Consider the following 16740-nt stretch of genomic DNA (forward strand, 5'->3'; position numbering starts at 1 on the left):
TAAGGTTTGCCGGATCCTGCCTCCTTGAGAAAAATAACAAGGAGTGAAATAAATGACAATAGGAATAAAGTTTAGAAAATATGTTTTGCTTACTTTAGCATTGCTGGTGAGTACCTTAGTTTTGTCAGGAACAGCACTGGCAACTGATTCCAGGTCAGATATTTTGGAAAATGTAAGCTGTGACAAAAATTCTCTTCGTTTTGCCAAAATATTAGACGATTTTGAAACAGTTACTGCAAATCCAGAAGTCTTTTTAGAGGACGTTGCCGATGGCAAAGTAAAGCTGAAATTGCTTGGAAAAGAGTTTGACTTGGAACTTGAGAATACTCACATTGCAAATGATGATGCTAAGGTTTTGATAGAAAACGAAACTGGAACTTATACTATACCAGCAGCGAAAATTAATACATACCGTGGAAAAATTATTGGAGAAGAAAATAGTAGTGCAGGATTTGCTGTGTCGAATGAGGCTCTTATCGGACATATCGAGGTAGGGAATATTTACTATGCAATTGAGCTAACTAACAAAACAGTAGATGGAAAACCAATTCTTGTTATTTACAGCTCTGACGATATAAAGAAACGCGAAAATGAAGAAATCGCGTTTTGTGGAGTTGAAGAACAACCATCTCTGGAAGAATTATACAATATTAAAAAGTCATCTAACATCAAGGAAGACTGGAGTGGCATAGATCTCGAAAATAGTACAGAGAACACTATAGATAGTAATACTGTAAATTTTAACAACAATAACGGAATATTTTTGATAGAATCAAGAGATAACAGATTAGACTATAATAATGTCTCAAATAATGCGGAGTATGGTATAAATATCAATAACTCCAGTAGAAACAATATATTAACTGGTAATATTGCGAATTCCAATGGTAAAGAAGATATTCATGTTGTTGATCCAGAAAACAATACAATAAACGGTCTAGCTCAAGAATTGCCATTTCAAGGCTCGGTACTGACAATTATTACAATTATAACCATAGCCTTAATTCTTGGTAAAAGCATTTATAGCCAACATCTTAAATAATACTATATTTCGTATGTAAATGTATGATTTTTCTCAAAACTTATCTAGTTCTTCCTTTTATTCTGTAATATCTTAGAAAGATTTATTGACGATATTTCCTCATATTGTTTTCCAGCAATATCTGTTGGGTTCCCATCTGGAGTAGCTGAAGGGAAAAAATATTTGTAGAGCCTATCCCGAAACTCAAAATCTGAGTTTTGAATCTCGTATTTAGAACAGTCAATTGAATATATGATTATAGAAAATAATCGGAAAATACACATTGACAAACAAATTTCTCATTTTTAACCAAAAAGAAAGTACTTACCAGACAGAGAAGATAAAAGCTTTAAACAGTATTAAAATAATATTAAAAAGATTATATGATTACCGCAAAAAACGGCATCCATATTATCTATTACAGCCACCAACTACAGCCACTACTTTTTACAGTCTTTTCAACTGCTGGCTGTATACCTTTCCTATCCGCTGGATTGTGTCGGCTTCTTCAGGGTCTTTATCATCCCGGATACGGATGAAGCGTGGAAAACGCAGCGCAAAGCCGGAGTCATAGTTGGGGCTTTTCTGGATTTCCTCAAAGGCGATTTCCAGGACTATTTTCGGCCGGATTGCAAATACCCCGCCTGCCTCTCCACCTTCCATGAGCCCGGAAAGCATCTCTGTGAGCTCTTTTAGCTGATCGTCGGTCAGGCCCGTACCCACCTTGCCGACCTGAAGATAACGCAAGGTTTCTGGGTCATAACAGGCAACCGTGTAAGAACCTATGAGATTTGCACGCCTGCCAAAGCCCCATTCGGCTCCAACAATTACAAGGTCAAGGGTCTCCATAAGAGGCTTTTTCTTCAGCCAGTTTTTGCCGCGTTTGCCGGGGGAATAAAACGAATTCGGGTTTTTGACCATAACGCCCTCATGACCGGCTTCTAAGGCGTCCCTATAGATCTGTTCTATAAGCTCGAGATCTCCGGTTATCACCTGTTTGTCCACACAGATGGATTTTGAATCCTCAACCGAGCTTTCAACGCAGGATTCAAGCGCTTTTCGCCGCTCAATCAGAGGCAGGTCAATCAGCGTTTTTCCGTTTAAGTACATTATGTCAAAAAGGTTGAGTTGAATAGGGATGCCAAGAGCTTTTTCCTCCACGTCGTACTTGCGCCGGAAACGTTTAAGAATCTCCTGAAATGCCCTGGGCTTACCATCCTCGTCCACTGCGACGGCTTCTCCGTCAAGGATTGCGGATTCGGCCTTCACATGTTTGCGAATTATCTCTACAAGGTCAGGGAGGGAATTTGTAACATTTTCAAGCTTTCGTGAAAAAAGCGTAACTGAATTTCCAGCCTTATGAACCTGGACTCTTGCCCCATCGAATTTCCATTCGATTGCAGCCTCCTTCATTTCCTTTATGTCGGCAACTATGTCAGGGCTAATCTGTGAGAGCATCATCTTTATTGGGCGGTTGATTTCAATTCCCAGATGTTCCAGGGCTTCCACCCCGCCTTCCTTGGCAGTTGCAGCGACTATTCCCAGGTCGTTTGTAACCATAAATGCATGCTCAACCACATCCACAGGCACGGAAAAAGCTTTTGCAATTGCATCCCTTACAACCCCTTCCCCGACACCTATACGGAGCTCCTCAAGCGCAAGCCTGGAAATATACTTTGCTTCCCTTGGGGTTGATGAATTGAAAAGAAACTGAAGGTTCTTTATCTTAATGTCCTGTGAGCCTTTCCCTGAGGCTTCGGAGGCGATTTTAAAACGGTTATAAACTTCGGTTATTGAAAGCTCGGGCTGCTCTTCGAAGAAAGAGGAAAAAGTGACCTGATTTTTCCTTTTTTCCTTGAGGATAAGAAGGGCTGTGTCCCCTATATCTCCGGTAGTCCGAATAAGAGATTCTATACTTTTTACTGGCATTCCGGAGGCCCTGGAAAGGGAAACATACAACAGGCTCGTGCCAATTCCCAATTGCTCTCCACTCCAGGCAGGAAAAACCTCACTCATAATAAAATGAGTTGCAATGGGCAGCTCTTCTACATCAACCTTTTTAAGAAGGCCAGCAACCCGACTTGTAGTATCAATAGTACTTGAGATTTTTTCAATAGCCTGGCAGGTTTCTGCAAATTCCCTGAAACTTGTCATGATCAACGCAGCTTTTTAATTTTATTTTTCCGAACTCGGGGCAAAACCTGAATTCTTAATCTATCAATTCCCGTAAATTGCGATCAAATCGCTAAGAATTGCACTTGCGGTTTCAATCGGGCCTGCACCCTTACCCGTAACCGTAATTTCTCCTGCAAGTTCGGTTTCTACCGACGCCACATTCAAGGTTCCTCCGACTGCAAGGGGATGGTTGATAGGTACAAGTCTGGGAGCTACATGAATCCTTTCTTTGCTGACTTCTCCTATGAGTTTGATTACATGCCCTCTTTCATAAGCCATTTCAAGGGCTTCAGGCGTAACTTTCGTGATTCCCGTAACATCAACGTCGTTATAAGTAACATCAAGTCCGAAAATTGCATTGGCGAGAATGACGAGTTTGCAGGCCGTATCAATTCCTTCCACATCATATGTGGGGTCGGTTTCAGCAATCCCGAGTTGCATGGATTCGGCAAGAATGTCATTGTAGCTTGCCCTTTCCTCCAGCATTCTTGTCAGGATATAATTACAGGTTCCATTCAGAATTCCTTTGATGCTTTTAATCTTATTGCCTGCAAGCACCTCGTTTGCCAAGTTGATAATAGGCATCGAGCCGCCTACAGTTGCTTCGAACCTGAAGTGCGAGCCTGCTGCCTTTGCGGTTTCCATGAGTTCCCTATACTTAAGGGTAAGAGGTCCTTTATTGGAGGTAATAACGTCTTTCCCTGTTTGGAAGGCTGCAAGCATGTTCTGCAGACCTACTCCACCGGTTCGTATATTCGTAGGAGTGGTCTCGATTACGAGATCATGGTCTACGGATTGGATGATCTCAACTCCGGAGATACTCTCCAAGGCTACCGTTCCAGCTGTTCTCTTCCTGGCAAGGCAGTCAGCAAGGTCCACACCCTCAGGATTTACGGTTGCACCCTTTGAGTCCACAACAGCAACCACTTTTACTTCCAGCCCGAGACTTTCCAGATACTCTTTTTTCCTAAGGAGTACTTCGGCCACACCCTGTCCGATTGCACCGAACCCGTGAATGGAACAGTACACTGTTTTCATGTTTTCAAATCTCCTAAAACTATTTTTCAGGCCTGGATATCAATTGGAAGAACCATAAGCAGGTCTTTTTTTGTCGAGACTTCTTTGAGGATAGCGAGTGCCTTTTGCAAATCCTCTTTACCAACAGCATCGATTTTCATGAGGGCTGAAGAAAGCATATTAATACCGGGCATGGAAAGTGAAAGATCGACAACCTCAGCAAACCCTGTCCTGTCAATCTCATCAATCGTATCCTGAATCCCTGTATGGACAACATGCCCTATGAGCACTACGTTTATGCTTTCCCTGAAACGGTGTTCTCCGACTCTTACTACTCTAATTCCGTTTTCTTCAAGTTTGGCCTTTATTGTTTCAATACTTTCAGGCCTGGTTTCAAGTATAAGCTTTACAGGCACCGTTTTTCTGGGAGTTCTCTTCTGATGATGATGTACTACTGTTATCAGGTTAGCCTTATATTCTGAAAGGGGCTGGAGGGCTAAGAGCATCTGCCCTGGTACATCTTTTAATTCAATGTCCATGGAAACTCGCATGTTGTACCTCGTAATTTTTTAAGGATCTCCTGTGCAATTTAAATGATATACCAATCTACAAATTCATATTCGGCAGCTTACTGTCAGGGTTGAAGTGGTATATCAGAGTATCCGATTTCAATCCAGCTATCGAGTCTCTTGAACCTGATTTTCACGAACCTAGATTCAAATTCGTTCCCTTGAAGCAAGGATCTGGAGTCCTGTTAGTCTAATTTGATATTAGCAAATTTATATTCGCCAAGCAATTTCTGAGGCATAAGAGATCAAAAAGGGCATCCAAATGTACTGCGTACTCCAAACATTGTTAACCCTTTCTGCTGTTTAGTAGATGAATTAAGTTATATAGTTTACTGTTTATTGCCCTTCAAAAAAGACTTTATAGAGTACGATATCGCTTAATCTTTCTTGTTTTCATGTTTGGTCTGCTTGGAGATGTGCACGTCTGGAATACGGATTATGTTACCTCTCCCTCTTTTGAATTTCTCGATTAGCCCGCGTTCCTCAAGGTCCGAAAGCATAAGACTGACTTTGGACTCCGAATAGGGAGATTTTTTTCGCAGTTCTCTTTGGGTAATCCGATTTCCGCTAGCTCGAACCATATCCAGAATTTCTTTGAGATCCTCAGGAAGATTGAGCTTTGAATGTTCCTTAGCCTCGAAACTCAATTTATTCGGCTCCTTCTCATGGAAAGAAGAATTCGAGATATTCTGAGTCTCTTCTGTAGACTTATTCTGCTGCAAAGATTTGCCAGTATCAAACGTCCCTTCAGACTGTTCAGTAAATTGTTTAGAGCTCAGTTCTGAAATTTCAATTGTATTTTCGGCTGAATCAGTTTCGGCCTCTTCAGAAAATGTTGCATCCGTTATGGGAGTTTGAGCCTCCAGCAAGTACGGCTCTCGGTATGTATCAGTAAAATGAGACTTTGTTAATTTTCCATTTTTCTTTCCTAAAAAGTAGCCTCCCAGCAATAAGACTACTAGTAGGACTACGAGAGCAAGGAAAGCAGGAGCTAAAGCTGCATATTGAGAATTTTCCTGCGACACAGGCCCTGTCTCTTCATATTCCAAATCGGGAACCTCAAAATAATCCTGGTTCAGAAGCTCCTCATTAGAAGGGGGAAAGAGGAGAAGATCATGTACATACTCTCCTTCACCTGAAATAACAACCTCTTCCTGGGTTGTATAAACGACTTTATTTCCTTCGAGATAGCTTGCATTTATCGTATAGGTTCCGGGAGTGAGATTGAAAGAATACTCAGAATCCGTTGCAATAAAGTTCTGTTCTGGAGTAGAATTAATCTCTACAACTGAGTTATTAAGAGGCTTGAAAGTAGACCACTCATAGACTGTCCCGTGAATGTTGGCCGCAATTGCATTTCCCTGAAGGACTACAATGAGAAATAAGACAAGTGCGAACCTGCAGAGCTTACTAAAATTCACGCAATGTTAAATGGGCTTTTAGCATAAATCTTTTACTTTCCATGACAGAGGATTACGAAAAATAATAGATAGATATTAAAGCTTTATCAAGGAATCAGGGAGTGTATGAAGCTTAAAAATCCAGATCTGCCTGTTAATAAGATTAATTTCAAAAAGAATACTTATATGTACCTAATTCATATAACATTGTAATAACTTATAAAGGGAGGCAGTCAGATGAAAAAATCGAGAATTATTCGAGATCTGGCTTGTTTTACAATCATATTAACCTTACTCAGTTTGCTGCCAGGAGGCTCCCTTGCTGCTAGAGACTCTTCTGAACACGGAAACGCCAATTCGAATCAACATATGCGTGAAGATGCCCTCGTTTCGTACAATGAAACTGATAAGATGGGCGAGACCAAAAATTATGAATCCGATATGAAACAAGAACAGAAGAATTTCAGCGCAAAAAACCGAAATAAAGTTACCGAATACAAAGCGGAAAGAAAACAGTTACATGAAGAACTCCAGCTTCATAAGCAAGAATATAAGGAAACAAAAGAGGATTTTCTAAAAATAAGGGACAGTATTCGGAAAGAAGAAATTAACCCTAACTCCGAAGAGGCTCTAAATGCCACAAAGCTCTATCTTAACTCAAGTGTTAACTATATGATAGCTCACCTTTCAAATGTAAATAGCAATATGGCATACTCAAACGGAAATGGAACCGAAGAAAAAATCACTGCCATAGATGAAAAAATTAAATTGCTTGAAGTTGAGAAGACAAACATTGCAAGCGCATCAAGCCAGGAAGAGCTTTTAGCCGTGGTCAAGTCCGTACGTGGAATATGGAATAATGCTGAGAAAATCAGCCTTTCAAGCGCAGGGCAGACTGTAAGTGAGAAAATAGGGGAATTTCTCGAAGACTCCGAAAACCTTTCTGAAAAACTTGAAGTAAAAGTCGAGGACCTGAAAGAAACCGGTGTTGACACATCTGAACTTGAGATTAAACTTGCCAGTTATACTTCTTATATTAAATCCGTGCAGGAGAAGAAAAAATTTGCAGATTCCATTTACAATGGTGAGAACGTCACCAGGGAAGATATGCAAACTGCGAATAATTACCTTCGTCAATCCCTCAATGATATAAACAAGGCCAATAAGTTACTCAGGGAAATTTTCGGCGAGCTCAAAGGTTATGAAATCGAAAAGGGTAACAGAACTGAAGCTAAAAATCTAACAGAATCAAAATGAAAAGCAGCCTGAAAACTGCATTAATAATTATGAAAATACAACAGTTACAGTTAATAGTAAAGAGATTGTAAGTGTTATTCCCATAAAAGATTAAAGAAAAGAATTAAAGAAAAGAATTAAAGCTTTGAATAAAAGGGAAAAGTCTATCTCAGGAGATGAGACTAGAAAATATATTGAAGGAATAAAATAAAAAGAAGGAGGAATAAAATGGTTAAATTAGCTCACCTGCTCGTACTGTCAGCTTTAATTGTCTGGCTTGCAGGATCCGGTTGTATAGGGAACAATACGTCTGAAATAGAAAAGTCAGGGGTAAACTCAAACGCAGTCGAGGTAGGGGATGGGGCACCAGTTACAGATATGGGAATAGGACTTACACAGACAGAAATCCAGGAGCTTGATTCTGATATGGCAGAGCTTGAGGACTTGCTTGAGACCGCAAGCCCTGAAGAAGACATAGTAATTGAAGAATTATGAAATGGAAAGGAAAGAAGTGAAAAGTAGCTAAAAAGTCTTTTTCACTTAAAGAACATCTTTTCTTTGTTTTTGATTCTCTGGATTTCTTCTTCCAGGGTTTTTATCCTGGACTCAAGCTCATGCATATCTTTTTTAGTAAAGGTATCGGTTTTTGAGATCGATTCCTGGATCTTCTCAGAGATTTTCTTTTCAAGATCAAGCTTCTGTTTTTTTCTTTCTTCAAGCATGTCCTGGACAGCTTTTTTACCTTCTTCCTTACTGATGTCTCCTTTATCAACAAGCTCCTTTACAAGATCATTTACCTTATCTTCGGTTATTGCCCAGAGGCCGGCTCCTATAAGCCCTAATTTTCTGACGGATTCCCTCATGTACAAACACTCGCTTTTAAATTATCAATCTGAAAAAGCTCACATGAAACAATTTACATAAAAATAATTAATTGATATGATCCTAGGGGTTTATTAAAAGTTCCCCTACTTGATCCCCTACGTGAGAAAGTAACATATAATCTTTTTTGTAATATGTTTGTGAGATCTGTATCATGTGAGATCTGTATCATATAACCTTTTTCAGTATATACATTATTTTAGTGTTTTATATAAAAAGAGATAAAGCCAAGATAAATACATCATTTCAGTAGTCATTTTAACATTAATAGATTACTTAACCGAAAGAAAATGTATAAATATATTAATTAATAATGTTATTTGGGGGTAATGATATGGCAGATACTATAAAAGTTTCACCTTCTATATGTGCATATCCTGACGACAAATACGAAAATCTTGAAATTGAGGTAGTTCTTCCTGGAGTAGAAAAGCAAGACATTTCTTTTAAGATCACAGAGGACGGCTTTTATGTAAGGGCCACCAAGGAAGGAATCGAATATGTGGACAGTTACGCAGTCTGCTGCCCGATAGTTCCGGAAAAAGCAGTAGCCAAATACTCAAATGGTATACTTAAAGTCACAGTACCTTATCAGCAACCTTTTGAAAATGCTGTGGATGTAAAAATCGAGTAAGGAAACTTGGACTCACGCAGTTGAGCCAAGAAATCAGCCAAATTAAACTTCAAACGGTTTAAAATAGATATTAATAAGCCTTCATACTTGGTTTTGTTCCTCAACTGCGTAAGCTCTCAGGGTATAAAAAATTTATTTTTATTAAAAAGAGGTTTTTAAATGAAAAAGATGACAGAACAACATCTTATCAACGCATTCGGAGGAGAGAGTCAGGCACATATGAGGTATTTACATTTTGGAAACCAGGCAGAAAAAGAAAAATATAATAATGTAGCCCGACTATTTCGTGCAATTGCCCACGCTGAATATATACATGCAGGAGACCATTACCGAGAGTTAAGACATCTTGAGGGGGGATTTGTCGCAAATAGCATGGCAACTTTTGGCCCTGGGGACTCAAAGAAAAACCTCAAACTTGCTATTGCTGGTGAAACATATGAGATTGAGGAAATGTATCCTGTATACATTGAGGTAGCAAAATTCCAGGGAGAAAAAGGCGCACAAAGAAGTTTTGAATGGTCATATGCCAGTGAGAAACTGCACAAAGAGCTTTTTGAAAGAGCATTCGAGCAGGTTAACTTAGGAAAAGACATTGAACTTGGCCCGATCCAGGTTTGCGAAGTATGCGGATATACCCTTGAAGGAGAAGCACCCGACAGATGTCCCGTGTGCAATGCATTAAAAGACAAATTTACTGAATTTAAATAAAACTAGAGATTTCAAGGAATACTCATTGATCGATGAATCTATTCAAAGCCAGATTAAAGAAATCCCAGATAACTCTGAAACCACTTCCAAAAGGAATCACTCTGGGATTTTATTCTTTTTGCTTTCAAGCCATTCTGCAATTTTGGGCCAAAGGGACAGCGAAATTATCATAGAGATTACAAAAACAAAAATTGAACCCGCAACCATGTCTACCTGAGTGTAGGAAATTTCTCCTCTAGATACATTAGTTAAAAGAGACAAGGAAAGGAAAAAGATAACAAGTAATATTGAAGTGGTGAGACTTAACAAAAGTACTGTTCTTGGCCTGCTATCTGTGGAACCGAAATTTACCATATAAATCTCCTGTTTAACTCTCTACTGTTAAATTTTAAGCTATCTGTCCCTTTCATTAAATTTTGCTTTTTTTCATCAGCAAGGAATTAGCAGTCACCGAAACCGAACTGAGTGCCATAAAAGCGGCAGCAAGTTCGGGTGTGATCAGAATTCTATGAACAAAGGGATAAAGAATCCCTGCTGCAATAGGAATACCTATAGAATTGTACCCGAAAGCCCAGATTAGGTTCTGTTTGATTTTATTTATGGTTAGTCGGCTCAGCTTAACGGCTACGACTACATCTCGTGGATCATTTTTGATAAGCACGATTTTTGCTGATTCCATTGCCACATCCGTACCTGCTCCCATTGCAATTCCCACATCGGACTGAATCAGTGCAGGAGCATCATTAATACCGTCACCTACCATTCCGACAATCTTTCCCTCTTCCTGAAGCTTCTTAATTTCATTTGCTTTGTCTTCAGGAAGCACTTCAGCAAGCACTCTGTGAATACCTACTTCTTTTGCAATTGCGCTGGCTGTAACAGCATTGTCACCTGTGATCATAATTGCTTCTAGACCCATTTTCTTAAGAGTCTCAATTGCCTCACTGGAGTTTTCTTTAAGGGTATCGGCAACTGCAACAATACCTATAATATCTTCCCCGAAAGCTACAAGCATTGCAGTTTTTCCGTTTTCCTCAAAACCTCGCATTTCAGCTTCCAGTTCTTTAAAGGAAATTCTATTTTCTTCCATAAGTTTGCGCGTGCCGAGCAAGATTCTCTTTTCTTCAAGATAAGCTTCGACTCCTTTTCCTGGAATGGAGCGGAAATTTTCCGCCTTTTCAAGGCTAATACCCCTTTCCTCAGCTCCTTTTACGATAGCTTCCCCAAGAGGATGTTCCGATCCTTTTTCAGCCGTTGCAGCTATAAAAAGTACCTGCTCCTCATCGTTACCTGGAGCTGCAAGCAGGTCTGTGAGTTTAGGTGTGCCTTCCGTAAGAGTTCCAGTTTTGTCAAAAACGATAGTATCTAGTTTATGTGCCCTTTCAAGAGCTTCACCTCCTTTTATAAGAACTCCATTTTCCGCACCTCTACCAGTGCCGACCATAATAGCAGCAGGAGTTGCAAGCCCAACTGCACAAGGACACGAAATTACAAGGATAGTAATGGCGATAAGCAGGGAAAAAAGGAATGGACTGATTCCTCCAAGAGCTACGGATCCTCCTACTCCATAGCGCCAGTAACCTATGAAGAACCAGAAGAAAAAAGCCAGAAGCGCAATAATATGCACGGCTACGATAAAGTTTCCGGCAAAGACGTCTGCAACTCTCTGGATAGGAGCCTTTGTAGTCTGGGCAGTTTCAACAAGCCGGATTATCTGAGAAAGGGCAGTATCCGCCCCAACTTTTGTAGCCCTAAAACTGAAAGATCCAGTCTTGTTAAGAGTAGCTCCTATGACGATATCACCCGGAAATTTCTCTACCGGGATGCTTTCTCCGGTGAGCATGGACTCATCTATTGCAGAACTTCCCTCAACTACAATTCCATCAACAGGAATCTTTTCTCCGGGCCGAACAACAACAATATCCCCAACTACTACTTCATCGACAGGAATTTCTTTTTCAATGCCGTTTACAAGGATTCTGGAGGTCTTTGCCCTGAGGCTCATCAGTTTTCTAATTGCTTCAGATGTCTGACCCCTTGCCCTTGCCTCGAGATACCTGCCAAGGACGATGAAGATAATAAGAAAAGCTACAGTATCATAGTAAAGACTATTATACCCAGGACCGAGATTAAGAAATGTTGCTGCTACACTGATAAGGTAGGCTGAGCCTGTTCCTGCTGCTATCAGCAGGTTCATATCAGTTACGCCGTACTTGAATCCTTTGAGAGTCCCGACAAAAAATTGTCTGCCAGGGAAAAGGAGAACAAGAGTGGACAGTATAAAAAGAACGATATGATTGGAAAAGAAATCAGGTACAAAAGATAAGAAAGGAAACATCATACTCATGTTTCCGAGGCCGATTGGAATTCCTAGAACAAGAGCAATTATCAGGTTATTTCTCTGCCTCCGAATCTCAGCCTCCCTGGAAACCTGTTCCCTGTCCTCATACTCAACAGTTTCAGTTTTAACAGATGCTCCATAACCTATTTTCTGGACTGCAGCAAGAATTTCCCTTACGGAAATCCGGGCTGAATCAAATTCTACAACGGCTTTTTCAAGCGGGAAATTTACCGAGGCTGAAATTACGCCTTCAGTCCTGTTAAGAACTTTCTCGATATTTGCAGCACAGGAGGCACAGCTCATGCCTTCAAGACTCAAAGTTACGGTATCTTTTTCTACCTTATATCCAATGGATTCGATAGTTTCTTCAATCTCTTTTGAGGAGATAAGTGAGGGATCAAAGACCACTTTTGCCCTTCCAAGCTCCAGGTTGACAACTACTAAATCCACGCCTGCTTTTTTTTTCAATATTCTCTCAATATTTGCGGCGCAGGCCGAACAGGTCATACCAGAAACACCAAGCGTGATTTCTTTTAGCCCGGCTTTCGGGCCTGGAGTTCGCGGTTCCTCTTCTACCTGCTCGCATGTTTCAGTCAGGGGACAGGTTTGAGGAGCTTCTTCAGGTTCTTTTGATTCCTTTAGAGCCGGCTCCCCGGTCATTATCTTTGAAGTTGTCTTTGAGGTCGTCCCTTCGACCTCTGTTGTGTCAGGAACTTCTGTCCCAACCTCTTCCTGAGCTTCGTTTTCGCTTTCTGTTGAGCTTTCTGTTGAGTATCCCGCCTTCCGGATAGCTGCCTTTATTTCATCCAGGCTTACTTTTTGAGGGTCAAAGCTAACCGTCGCGCTTTCGGATTCAAGATCAACTTCAACAGACTCTACCCCCTCAAGAGAAGAAATGGCATCTGCCACTCTTTTCTGGCAATGGCCACAGGTCATGTCATAAACTCTTAGATAAACTTTCATTAGATGTGCCGCCTATCCAGATTTTCAGGAATGCTCGAAGGTTATAGAATTCTTCAGGACTCCATTATAATGTTCTAACCGGCTTTATTCAAACAGGAGCTTCACAAATAATTAGAGTTTATATAAAATTGTACCTTTTACTATATATTCTTTAAAATAATACCGTTTACAGTTCATCTCGCACTTCAAGCACTTAAGTCTTAGCTGTAAAAAAAAGTAAAAAATTAATATTAATATGGATATTTCCTAAATCCTCTGTTTCATTCCATTTTACAGTTCCAATCATAAGGAATGATATCATTGTCAATAGGATTAACCCGCCTTTCATCTACATCCTCTGGATTATAAAATAGGGAAGGCATTCCTATCACCACAGAGATCCCATTTCCAACATTTTTTGTGCCATGAAAAACTCCTGGGGGAATATAAACTGTACGGGGATATTTTTCACCCATAAAGATTTCGTTAAGAACTCTGTAAGTGGGTGAATCTGCTCTGTAGTCGTATAATGCAACTTTTACCATCCCAGTTACGCAAAACAAGTGATCTTCCTGTTTTGAATGGAGATGCCAACCTTTGATCATTCCGGGATATGAATATGAAGCAATTATCTGCTTGATGTTCTGTGCTTTCAGTTCTTCGTCGTCTAAACGTATTATTTCGGTTAATAACCCTCTTTCATCGCTGAATAATTTCATATCCCTTATAAAGACTCCTTCAATTAGTTTTTCGCCATAAAATCCTGGAATTTTTTGAACTCGTGGTTTTTCTAGTTTATTAAAGTCTTCCATGCTAGTTACTTGCATTTTCAACCCTTCCCTTTTTATTTTTTATACATCCTTTCAAGTGGATCTTTACCATTCTTGAACATAGCTCCATAAGGCTCGAATTTGCCTGTATCGTTGACAGTGCAGAAATGCATGCCATCATCCGACCCTGTCATCATCAGTGGTTTAGCTTTTTCTATATCCCAAGAGCCACTTTCCTTGTCGTAGATATTATCTTCTACCTCTAGATGTACAACTTTACCAAAAATCAATGCATAAGGAAAGCCCCCATATACTTCCTCATATGTATCATGCAACTCACACTCCATCCATGCATAGCACCCTTGAATTCCTGGTGCCTTGACCTTTTTTGAAGGTTTTTCATTTAGATCCGCCAGTTCGAATTCATCGACATTAGAAGGAACATGTAAAGCCGTTGGTATTACTTTATCCAGCATATCAGTACCGGGCAGGTTAAGGACAAATTCTTTTGTATTTTTTATATTAACTAATGTATCTCTCCTTTTTGCTGAAGCCACACAAACTAAATCAAGTGATCGTAAAACAGGCATTAAGCAAGAATATGGGGCTATATTTCTAACTCCATCGTCACTGATCGTTGATATAAACACCACTGGTAATGGTATCAGTGACTCTCTTTTAAAATTTTCTAATATCATGTTACCACTACATCAGTTACAACTATCTTCCTGTTTTATTTTAGAGATAGTTACCCGAAACTAAAGAATCAGCGACTGACTCGATTTCCGGAACCTCCACACTTAGTTCTTCTCCTACAAGCCCTGCTCGGAAAATGTCCGCATCCGAGGGCACTGAAGCAAGAACTTGGGTCTTATCCACGGTTTCCAGCATGAACTGGATCCCAGTTTTATCCGCACGATTGAGAATAAAATATAGAGTTTTTCCGGCTTTTTCCGAAAGCTCTTTTATTTTTTCAGAGAGCCGGATAGATTCATAGGACGGATCAAGTATCATTAATATAAGGTCACATCCTTCTTCCACTCCTCTACCAAAATGTTCAATACCAGCTTCAGTATCCACTAATATTATATCTTCAGATGTTGTCTCCATATTATTTAGCAAATTTTTTGCAAGTGCTCCCATTGGACATGCGCATCCTTCCCCGAAGTCATGAATTTTGCCTATAGCCATCATCTGTATGTTTCCTTTCTTTACAGTGTAAGCTTCAGGAATGTCCGAGATTTTCCATTTGTTTTCAAGAATAATGGTGTTGTCTCCGCTCTGATACGCCTGCATCAATTTTTCACCCAGGGTTTTTTTTCCTCCTAGGTAGTTCATGAAGTCTTCCGGCATTCCAATACCAAGCTGCCTATGAAGCCCGAAGTTTGACTCATCACTGTCCACTACAAGTACATTGTAACCTCTTTTAGCCATGGATTTTGCAAGTAGAGCAGTAATCGTGCTCTTGCCACTACCTCCTTTTCCACATACAAGAACTTTCATCTTTTCAACTCCATTTAGAGATAATAAATATTAAAAAATCAAAAAATAATAGCATATATTAACAATCACAATACTTCCTATAGTATTAATAATATGAAGTATATAGTGAGAAAGTGACTATGAAAGAAGATAGTAATGGAGTTTGTTTGTGTCCTTTAGAAGGAATTATTAACACAATATCCAAAAAATGGGCCACGTAGGTTATCAGTGTCCTCGGGCATCACGACAGATTGAGATTCAATGATCTAATGAGTACTCTTGAGGGTATCAGTCCCAAGTCACTTACGGACCTGTTAAAAGAACTTCAAAAAAAAGGCCTTGTCCGACGAGAAGCATTTCCCGAAGTACCTCCAAGAGTCGAATATTTTTTAACGGATGATGGTAAACAGCTTTGTGAAGCAATTATTCCTTTAATAAAATGGGCAGAGAAGCGGGACGATCTGCGTCAGGAAATGTATAATTCTACCTGCAATAATACAAGTTATTCTCCAAAATAAACTATAAGATAAAGAAAACGATAACTATTTAATCATAAGGAAGGAATCTTTCAAAGTCATAAACATTGTTAGTTTTAAAGAAATTGTATAGAACCTGTGCAGTTTTCACCCAATTAGAAAATAAACAGCATCCGCTGCTCTTTTCCGGCAAGACGACAGGTCATGCCAATGCTCCCATATTAACTTCCATCAGACCCATCACTTATTCAATTTTTTGAATTGCTCGGTGTTTAAAAAACTCTTCCGGGCTCTTCTAAAGTTTTATAGCCAGCTTTAAGCAAGGTCATCTGTATAACATATGCATCAGTTATCCGGCTATCATAGGCCACATTTACGGTTCTTTCATGAATATTGATGTTTACTCTGGAAACCCCGTTGATAGATGTAACTAGTCTTGTGATCATATCCTTGCAGTACCTGCATACTAGATCGTCTACTATGAATGTTGTCTCCCCGATGTGTTCACCCCCCAGCACAACTGTAATTTTCAAACAGGTTCCTCAACCATATAGTAAAAATTTGTACCTTTACTATATATTCTTTGAAGCCTGTACCGATATTATTTGTATGAGATTATCACATTAAATGGGTTCATACCCTGTTTCACGAATTGCCTCCTTGATCTTTTCGAGGTTTACCTTCCCTTCCTCATAATCAACAGTTACCTGTTTGGTCTGAAGGTTTACGTCCGCCCTCTGTACCCCTTCTACAGCTTCAACCGCCTTTTTAACCCTCAACTGACAGTGCATACAGGACATGCCTTCAACTTTTATGATTTCTTGGGTCATGTTTTCAGCCTCCATCTAATTATACTTAATAATTTAACAGAATAAATTAATATAATAATTTTCTGGAATACTGTAGGATTGAATAATAATATATCCGATTTGCCACAAATTCTTTGCGTAAATTCAGGTTAATGAGACTTTATCATTACATTAGATATTGGTAAAATGGAATAAAATTTGGAAAGTGTTGAATTTCATTAAGAGATTCTTTTTTGAAAAGGGTCGCGTTGTGCCTCAACCGTTGCGCCGGTTGATCA

17 protein-coding genes and 1 pseudogene are annotated in these 16740 nt (G+C 39.6%); 6 read left to right on the forward strand and 12 right to left on the reverse strand.

The features are described from left to right. Window positions 1-52 precede the first annotated feature (52 nt). Window positions 53-1042, forward strand: coding sequence for a NosD domain-containing protein (locus BP549_RS00005; RefSeq protein ID WP_292373184.1), 990 nt, complete (start codon window positions 53-55; stop codon window positions 1040-1042). A gap of 426 nt (window positions 1043-1468) precedes the next feature. Here BP549_RS00005 and BP549_RS00010 read toward each other — a convergent pair whose 3' ends face one another. From BP549_RS00010 to BP549_RS00025, 4 genes are all read right to left on the reverse strand, one after another. After that, a complete protein-coding gene (locus BP549_RS00010; protein ID WP_292373186.1) occupies window positions 1469-3175 on the reverse strand; it encodes an ATP-dependent DNA ligase in 1707 nt (568 codons plus the stop codon). Between the two features lie 63 nt (window positions 3176-3238). Further along, window positions 3239-4234, reverse strand: a complete 996-nt coding sequence (locus BP549_RS00015) for a homoserine dehydrogenase (RefSeq protein WP_292377255.1) — start codon at window positions 4232-4234, stop codon at window positions 3239-3241. Window positions 4235-4260: 26 nt separating this feature from the next. Further along, window positions 4261-4764 (reverse strand): amino acid-binding protein, encoded by a 504-nt coding sequence (locus BP549_RS00020; RefSeq protein WP_292377256.1) that lies wholly within the window; start codon window positions 4762-4764, stop codon window positions 4261-4263. Between the two features lie 395 nt (window positions 4765-5159). Then, window positions 5160-6203, reverse strand: coding sequence for a helix-turn-helix transcriptional regulator (locus tag BP549_RS00025; RefSeq protein WP_292377257.1), 1044 nt, complete (start codon window positions 6201-6203; stop codon window positions 5160-5162). 216 nt (window positions 6204-6419) lie between these two features. On the opposite strand from BP549_RS00025, the gene BP549_RS00030 reads away from it, so the two are divergent. Both BP549_RS00030 and BP549_RS00035 read left to right on the forward strand, forming a co-directional pair. Then, on the forward strand, window positions 6420-7439 hold the full coding sequence (locus tag BP549_RS00030) for a chromosome segregation ATPase (protein ID WP_292377258.1): 1020 nt from the start codon (window positions 6420-6422) through the stop codon (window positions 7437-7439). Between the two features lie 207 nt (window positions 7440-7646). Next, window positions 7647-7913 (forward strand): hypothetical protein, encoded by a 267-nt coding sequence (locus tag BP549_RS00035; protein ID WP_292377259.1) that lies wholly within the window; start codon window positions 7647-7649, stop codon window positions 7911-7913. A 41-nt stretch (window positions 7914-7954) separates the two neighbouring features. Here BP549_RS00035 and BP549_RS00040 read toward each other — a convergent pair whose 3' ends face one another. Continuing rightward, window positions 7955-8281, reverse strand: coding sequence for a phasin family protein (locus tag BP549_RS00040; RefSeq protein WP_292373198.1), 327 nt, complete (start codon window positions 8279-8281; stop codon window positions 7955-7957). Window positions 8282-8634: 353 nt separating this feature from the next. Here BP549_RS00040 and BP549_RS00045 point away from each other — a divergent pair, with 353 nt between their 5' ends. Together BP549_RS00045 and BP549_RS00050 are read left to right on the forward strand one after the other, a co-directional pair. Beyond that, complete coding sequence (locus BP549_RS00045; protein ID WP_292373200.1) at window positions 8635-8934, forward strand: Hsp20/alpha crystallin family protein; 300 nt, start codon at window positions 8635-8637, stop codon at window positions 8932-8934. A gap of 159 nt (window positions 8935-9093) precedes the next feature. Next, a complete protein-coding gene (locus tag BP549_RS00050) occupies window positions 9094-9642 on the forward strand; it encodes a rubrerythrin family protein (protein WP_292373202.1) in 549 nt (182 codons plus the stop codon). A gap of 96 nt (window positions 9643-9738) precedes the next feature. On the opposite strand, the gene BP549_RS00055 is transcribed toward BP549_RS00050, so the two are convergent. The 5 genes and pseudogenes from BP549_RS00055 to BP549_RS00075 all read right to left on the reverse strand — a co-directional run. Further along, window positions 9739-9996, reverse strand: coding sequence for a hypothetical protein (locus BP549_RS00055; protein ID WP_292373203.1), 258 nt, complete (start codon window positions 9994-9996; stop codon window positions 9739-9741). 55 nt (window positions 9997-10051) lie between these two features. After that, a complete protein-coding gene (locus BP549_RS00060; protein ID WP_292377260.1) occupies window positions 10052-12946 on the reverse strand; it encodes a heavy metal translocating P-type ATPase in 2895 nt (964 codons plus the stop codon). A gap of 260 nt (window positions 12947-13206) precedes the next feature. Next, window positions 13207-13752, reverse strand: a complete 546-nt coding sequence (locus BP549_RS00065) for a dTDP-4-dehydrorhamnose 3,5-epimerase family protein (protein ID WP_292377261.1) — start codon at window positions 13750-13752, stop codon at window positions 13207-13209. Window positions 13753-13769: 17 nt separating this feature from the next. Continuing rightward, window positions 13770-14393 carry a flavin reductase family protein gene (locus tag BP549_RS00070; protein ID WP_292377262.1) on the reverse strand — a complete coding sequence of 208 codons (624 nt, stop codon included), beginning with the start codon at window positions 14391-14393 and terminating at the stop codon, window positions 13770-13772. 40 nt (window positions 14394-14433) lie between these two features. After that, window positions 14434-15216, reverse strand: a pseudogene (locus tag BP549_RS00075) (P-loop NTPase); the annotation flags it as partial. Window positions 15217-15428: 212 nt separating this feature from the next. On the opposite strand from BP549_RS00075, the gene BP549_RS00080 reads away from it, so the two are divergent. Beyond that, a complete protein-coding gene (locus BP549_RS00080; RefSeq protein WP_292373213.1) occupies window positions 15429-15695 on the forward strand; it encodes a winged helix-turn-helix transcriptional regulator in 267 nt (88 codons plus the stop codon). Window positions 15696-15925: 230 nt separating this feature from the next. On the opposite strand, the gene BP549_RS00085 is transcribed toward BP549_RS00080, so the two are convergent. Beyond that, window positions 15926-16171, reverse strand: coding sequence for a heavy-metal-associated domain-containing protein (locus tag BP549_RS00085; RefSeq protein ID WP_292377264.1), 246 nt, complete (start codon window positions 16169-16171; stop codon window positions 15926-15928). Between the two features lie 105 nt (window positions 16172-16276). Further along, window positions 16277-16483, reverse strand: a complete 207-nt coding sequence (locus BP549_RS00090; protein WP_292377265.1) for a heavy-metal-associated domain-containing protein — start codon at window positions 16481-16483, stop codon at window positions 16277-16279. Window positions 16484-16740: the final 257 nt, after the last annotated feature.

Origin of the sequence: Methanosarcina sp. UBA289, assembly GCA_002496565.1 — an archaeon.
GTDB lineage: Archaea > Halobacteriota > Methanosarcinia > Methanosarcinales > Methanosarcinaceae > Methanosarcina.

Coding starts and splice junctions, on each gene's coding strand:
- BP549_RS00005 (WP_292373184.1), top strand. CDS start 53: ATGACAATAGGAATAAAGTTTAGAAAATATGTTTTGCTTACTTTAGCA.
- BP549_RS00010 (WP_292373186.1), bottom strand. CDS start 3,175: ATGACAAGTTTCAGGGAATTTGCAGAAACCTGCCAGGCTATTGAAAAA.
- BP549_RS00015 (WP_292377255.1), bottom strand. CDS start 4,234: ATGAAAACAGTGTACTGTTCCATTCACGGGTTCGGTGCAATCGGACAG.
- BP549_RS00020 (WP_292377256.1), bottom strand. CDS start 4,764: ATGCGAGTTTCCATGGACATTGAATTAAAAGATGTACCAGGGCAGATG.
- BP549_RS00030 (WP_292377258.1), top strand. CDS start 6,420: ATGAAAAAATCGAGAATTATTCGAGATCTGGCTTGTTTTACAATCATA.
- BP549_RS00035 (WP_292377259.1), top strand. CDS start 7,647: ATGGTTAAATTAGCTCACCTGCTCGTACTGTCAGCTTTAATTGTCTGG.
- BP549_RS00040 (WP_292373198.1), bottom strand. CDS start 8,281: ATGAGGGAATCCGTCAGAAAATTAGGGCTTATAGGAGCCGGCCTCTGG.
- BP549_RS00045 (WP_292373200.1), top strand. CDS start 8,635: ATGGCAGATACTATAAAAGTTTCACCTTCTATATGTGCATATCCTGAC.
- BP549_RS00050 (WP_292373202.1), top strand. CDS start 9,094: ATGAAAAAGATGACAGAACAACATCTTATCAACGCATTCGGAGGAGAG.
- BP549_RS00055 (WP_292373203.1), bottom strand. CDS start 9,996: ATGGTAAATTTCGGTTCCACAGATAGCAGGCCAAGAACAGTACTTTTG.
- BP549_RS00060 (WP_292377260.1), bottom strand. CDS start 12,946: ATGAAAGTTTATCTAAGAGTTTATGACATGACCTGTGGCCATTGCCAG.
- BP549_RS00065 (WP_292377261.1), bottom strand. CDS start 13,752: ATGCAAGTAACTAGCATGGAAGACTTTAATAAACTAGAAAAACCACGA.
- BP549_RS00070 (WP_292377262.1), bottom strand. CDS start 14,393: ATGATATTAGAAAATTTTAAAAGAGAGTCACTGATACCATTACCAGTG.
- BP549_RS00090 (WP_292377265.1), bottom strand. CDS start 16,483: ATGACCCAAGAAATCATAAAAGTTGAAGGCATGTCCTGTATGCACTGT.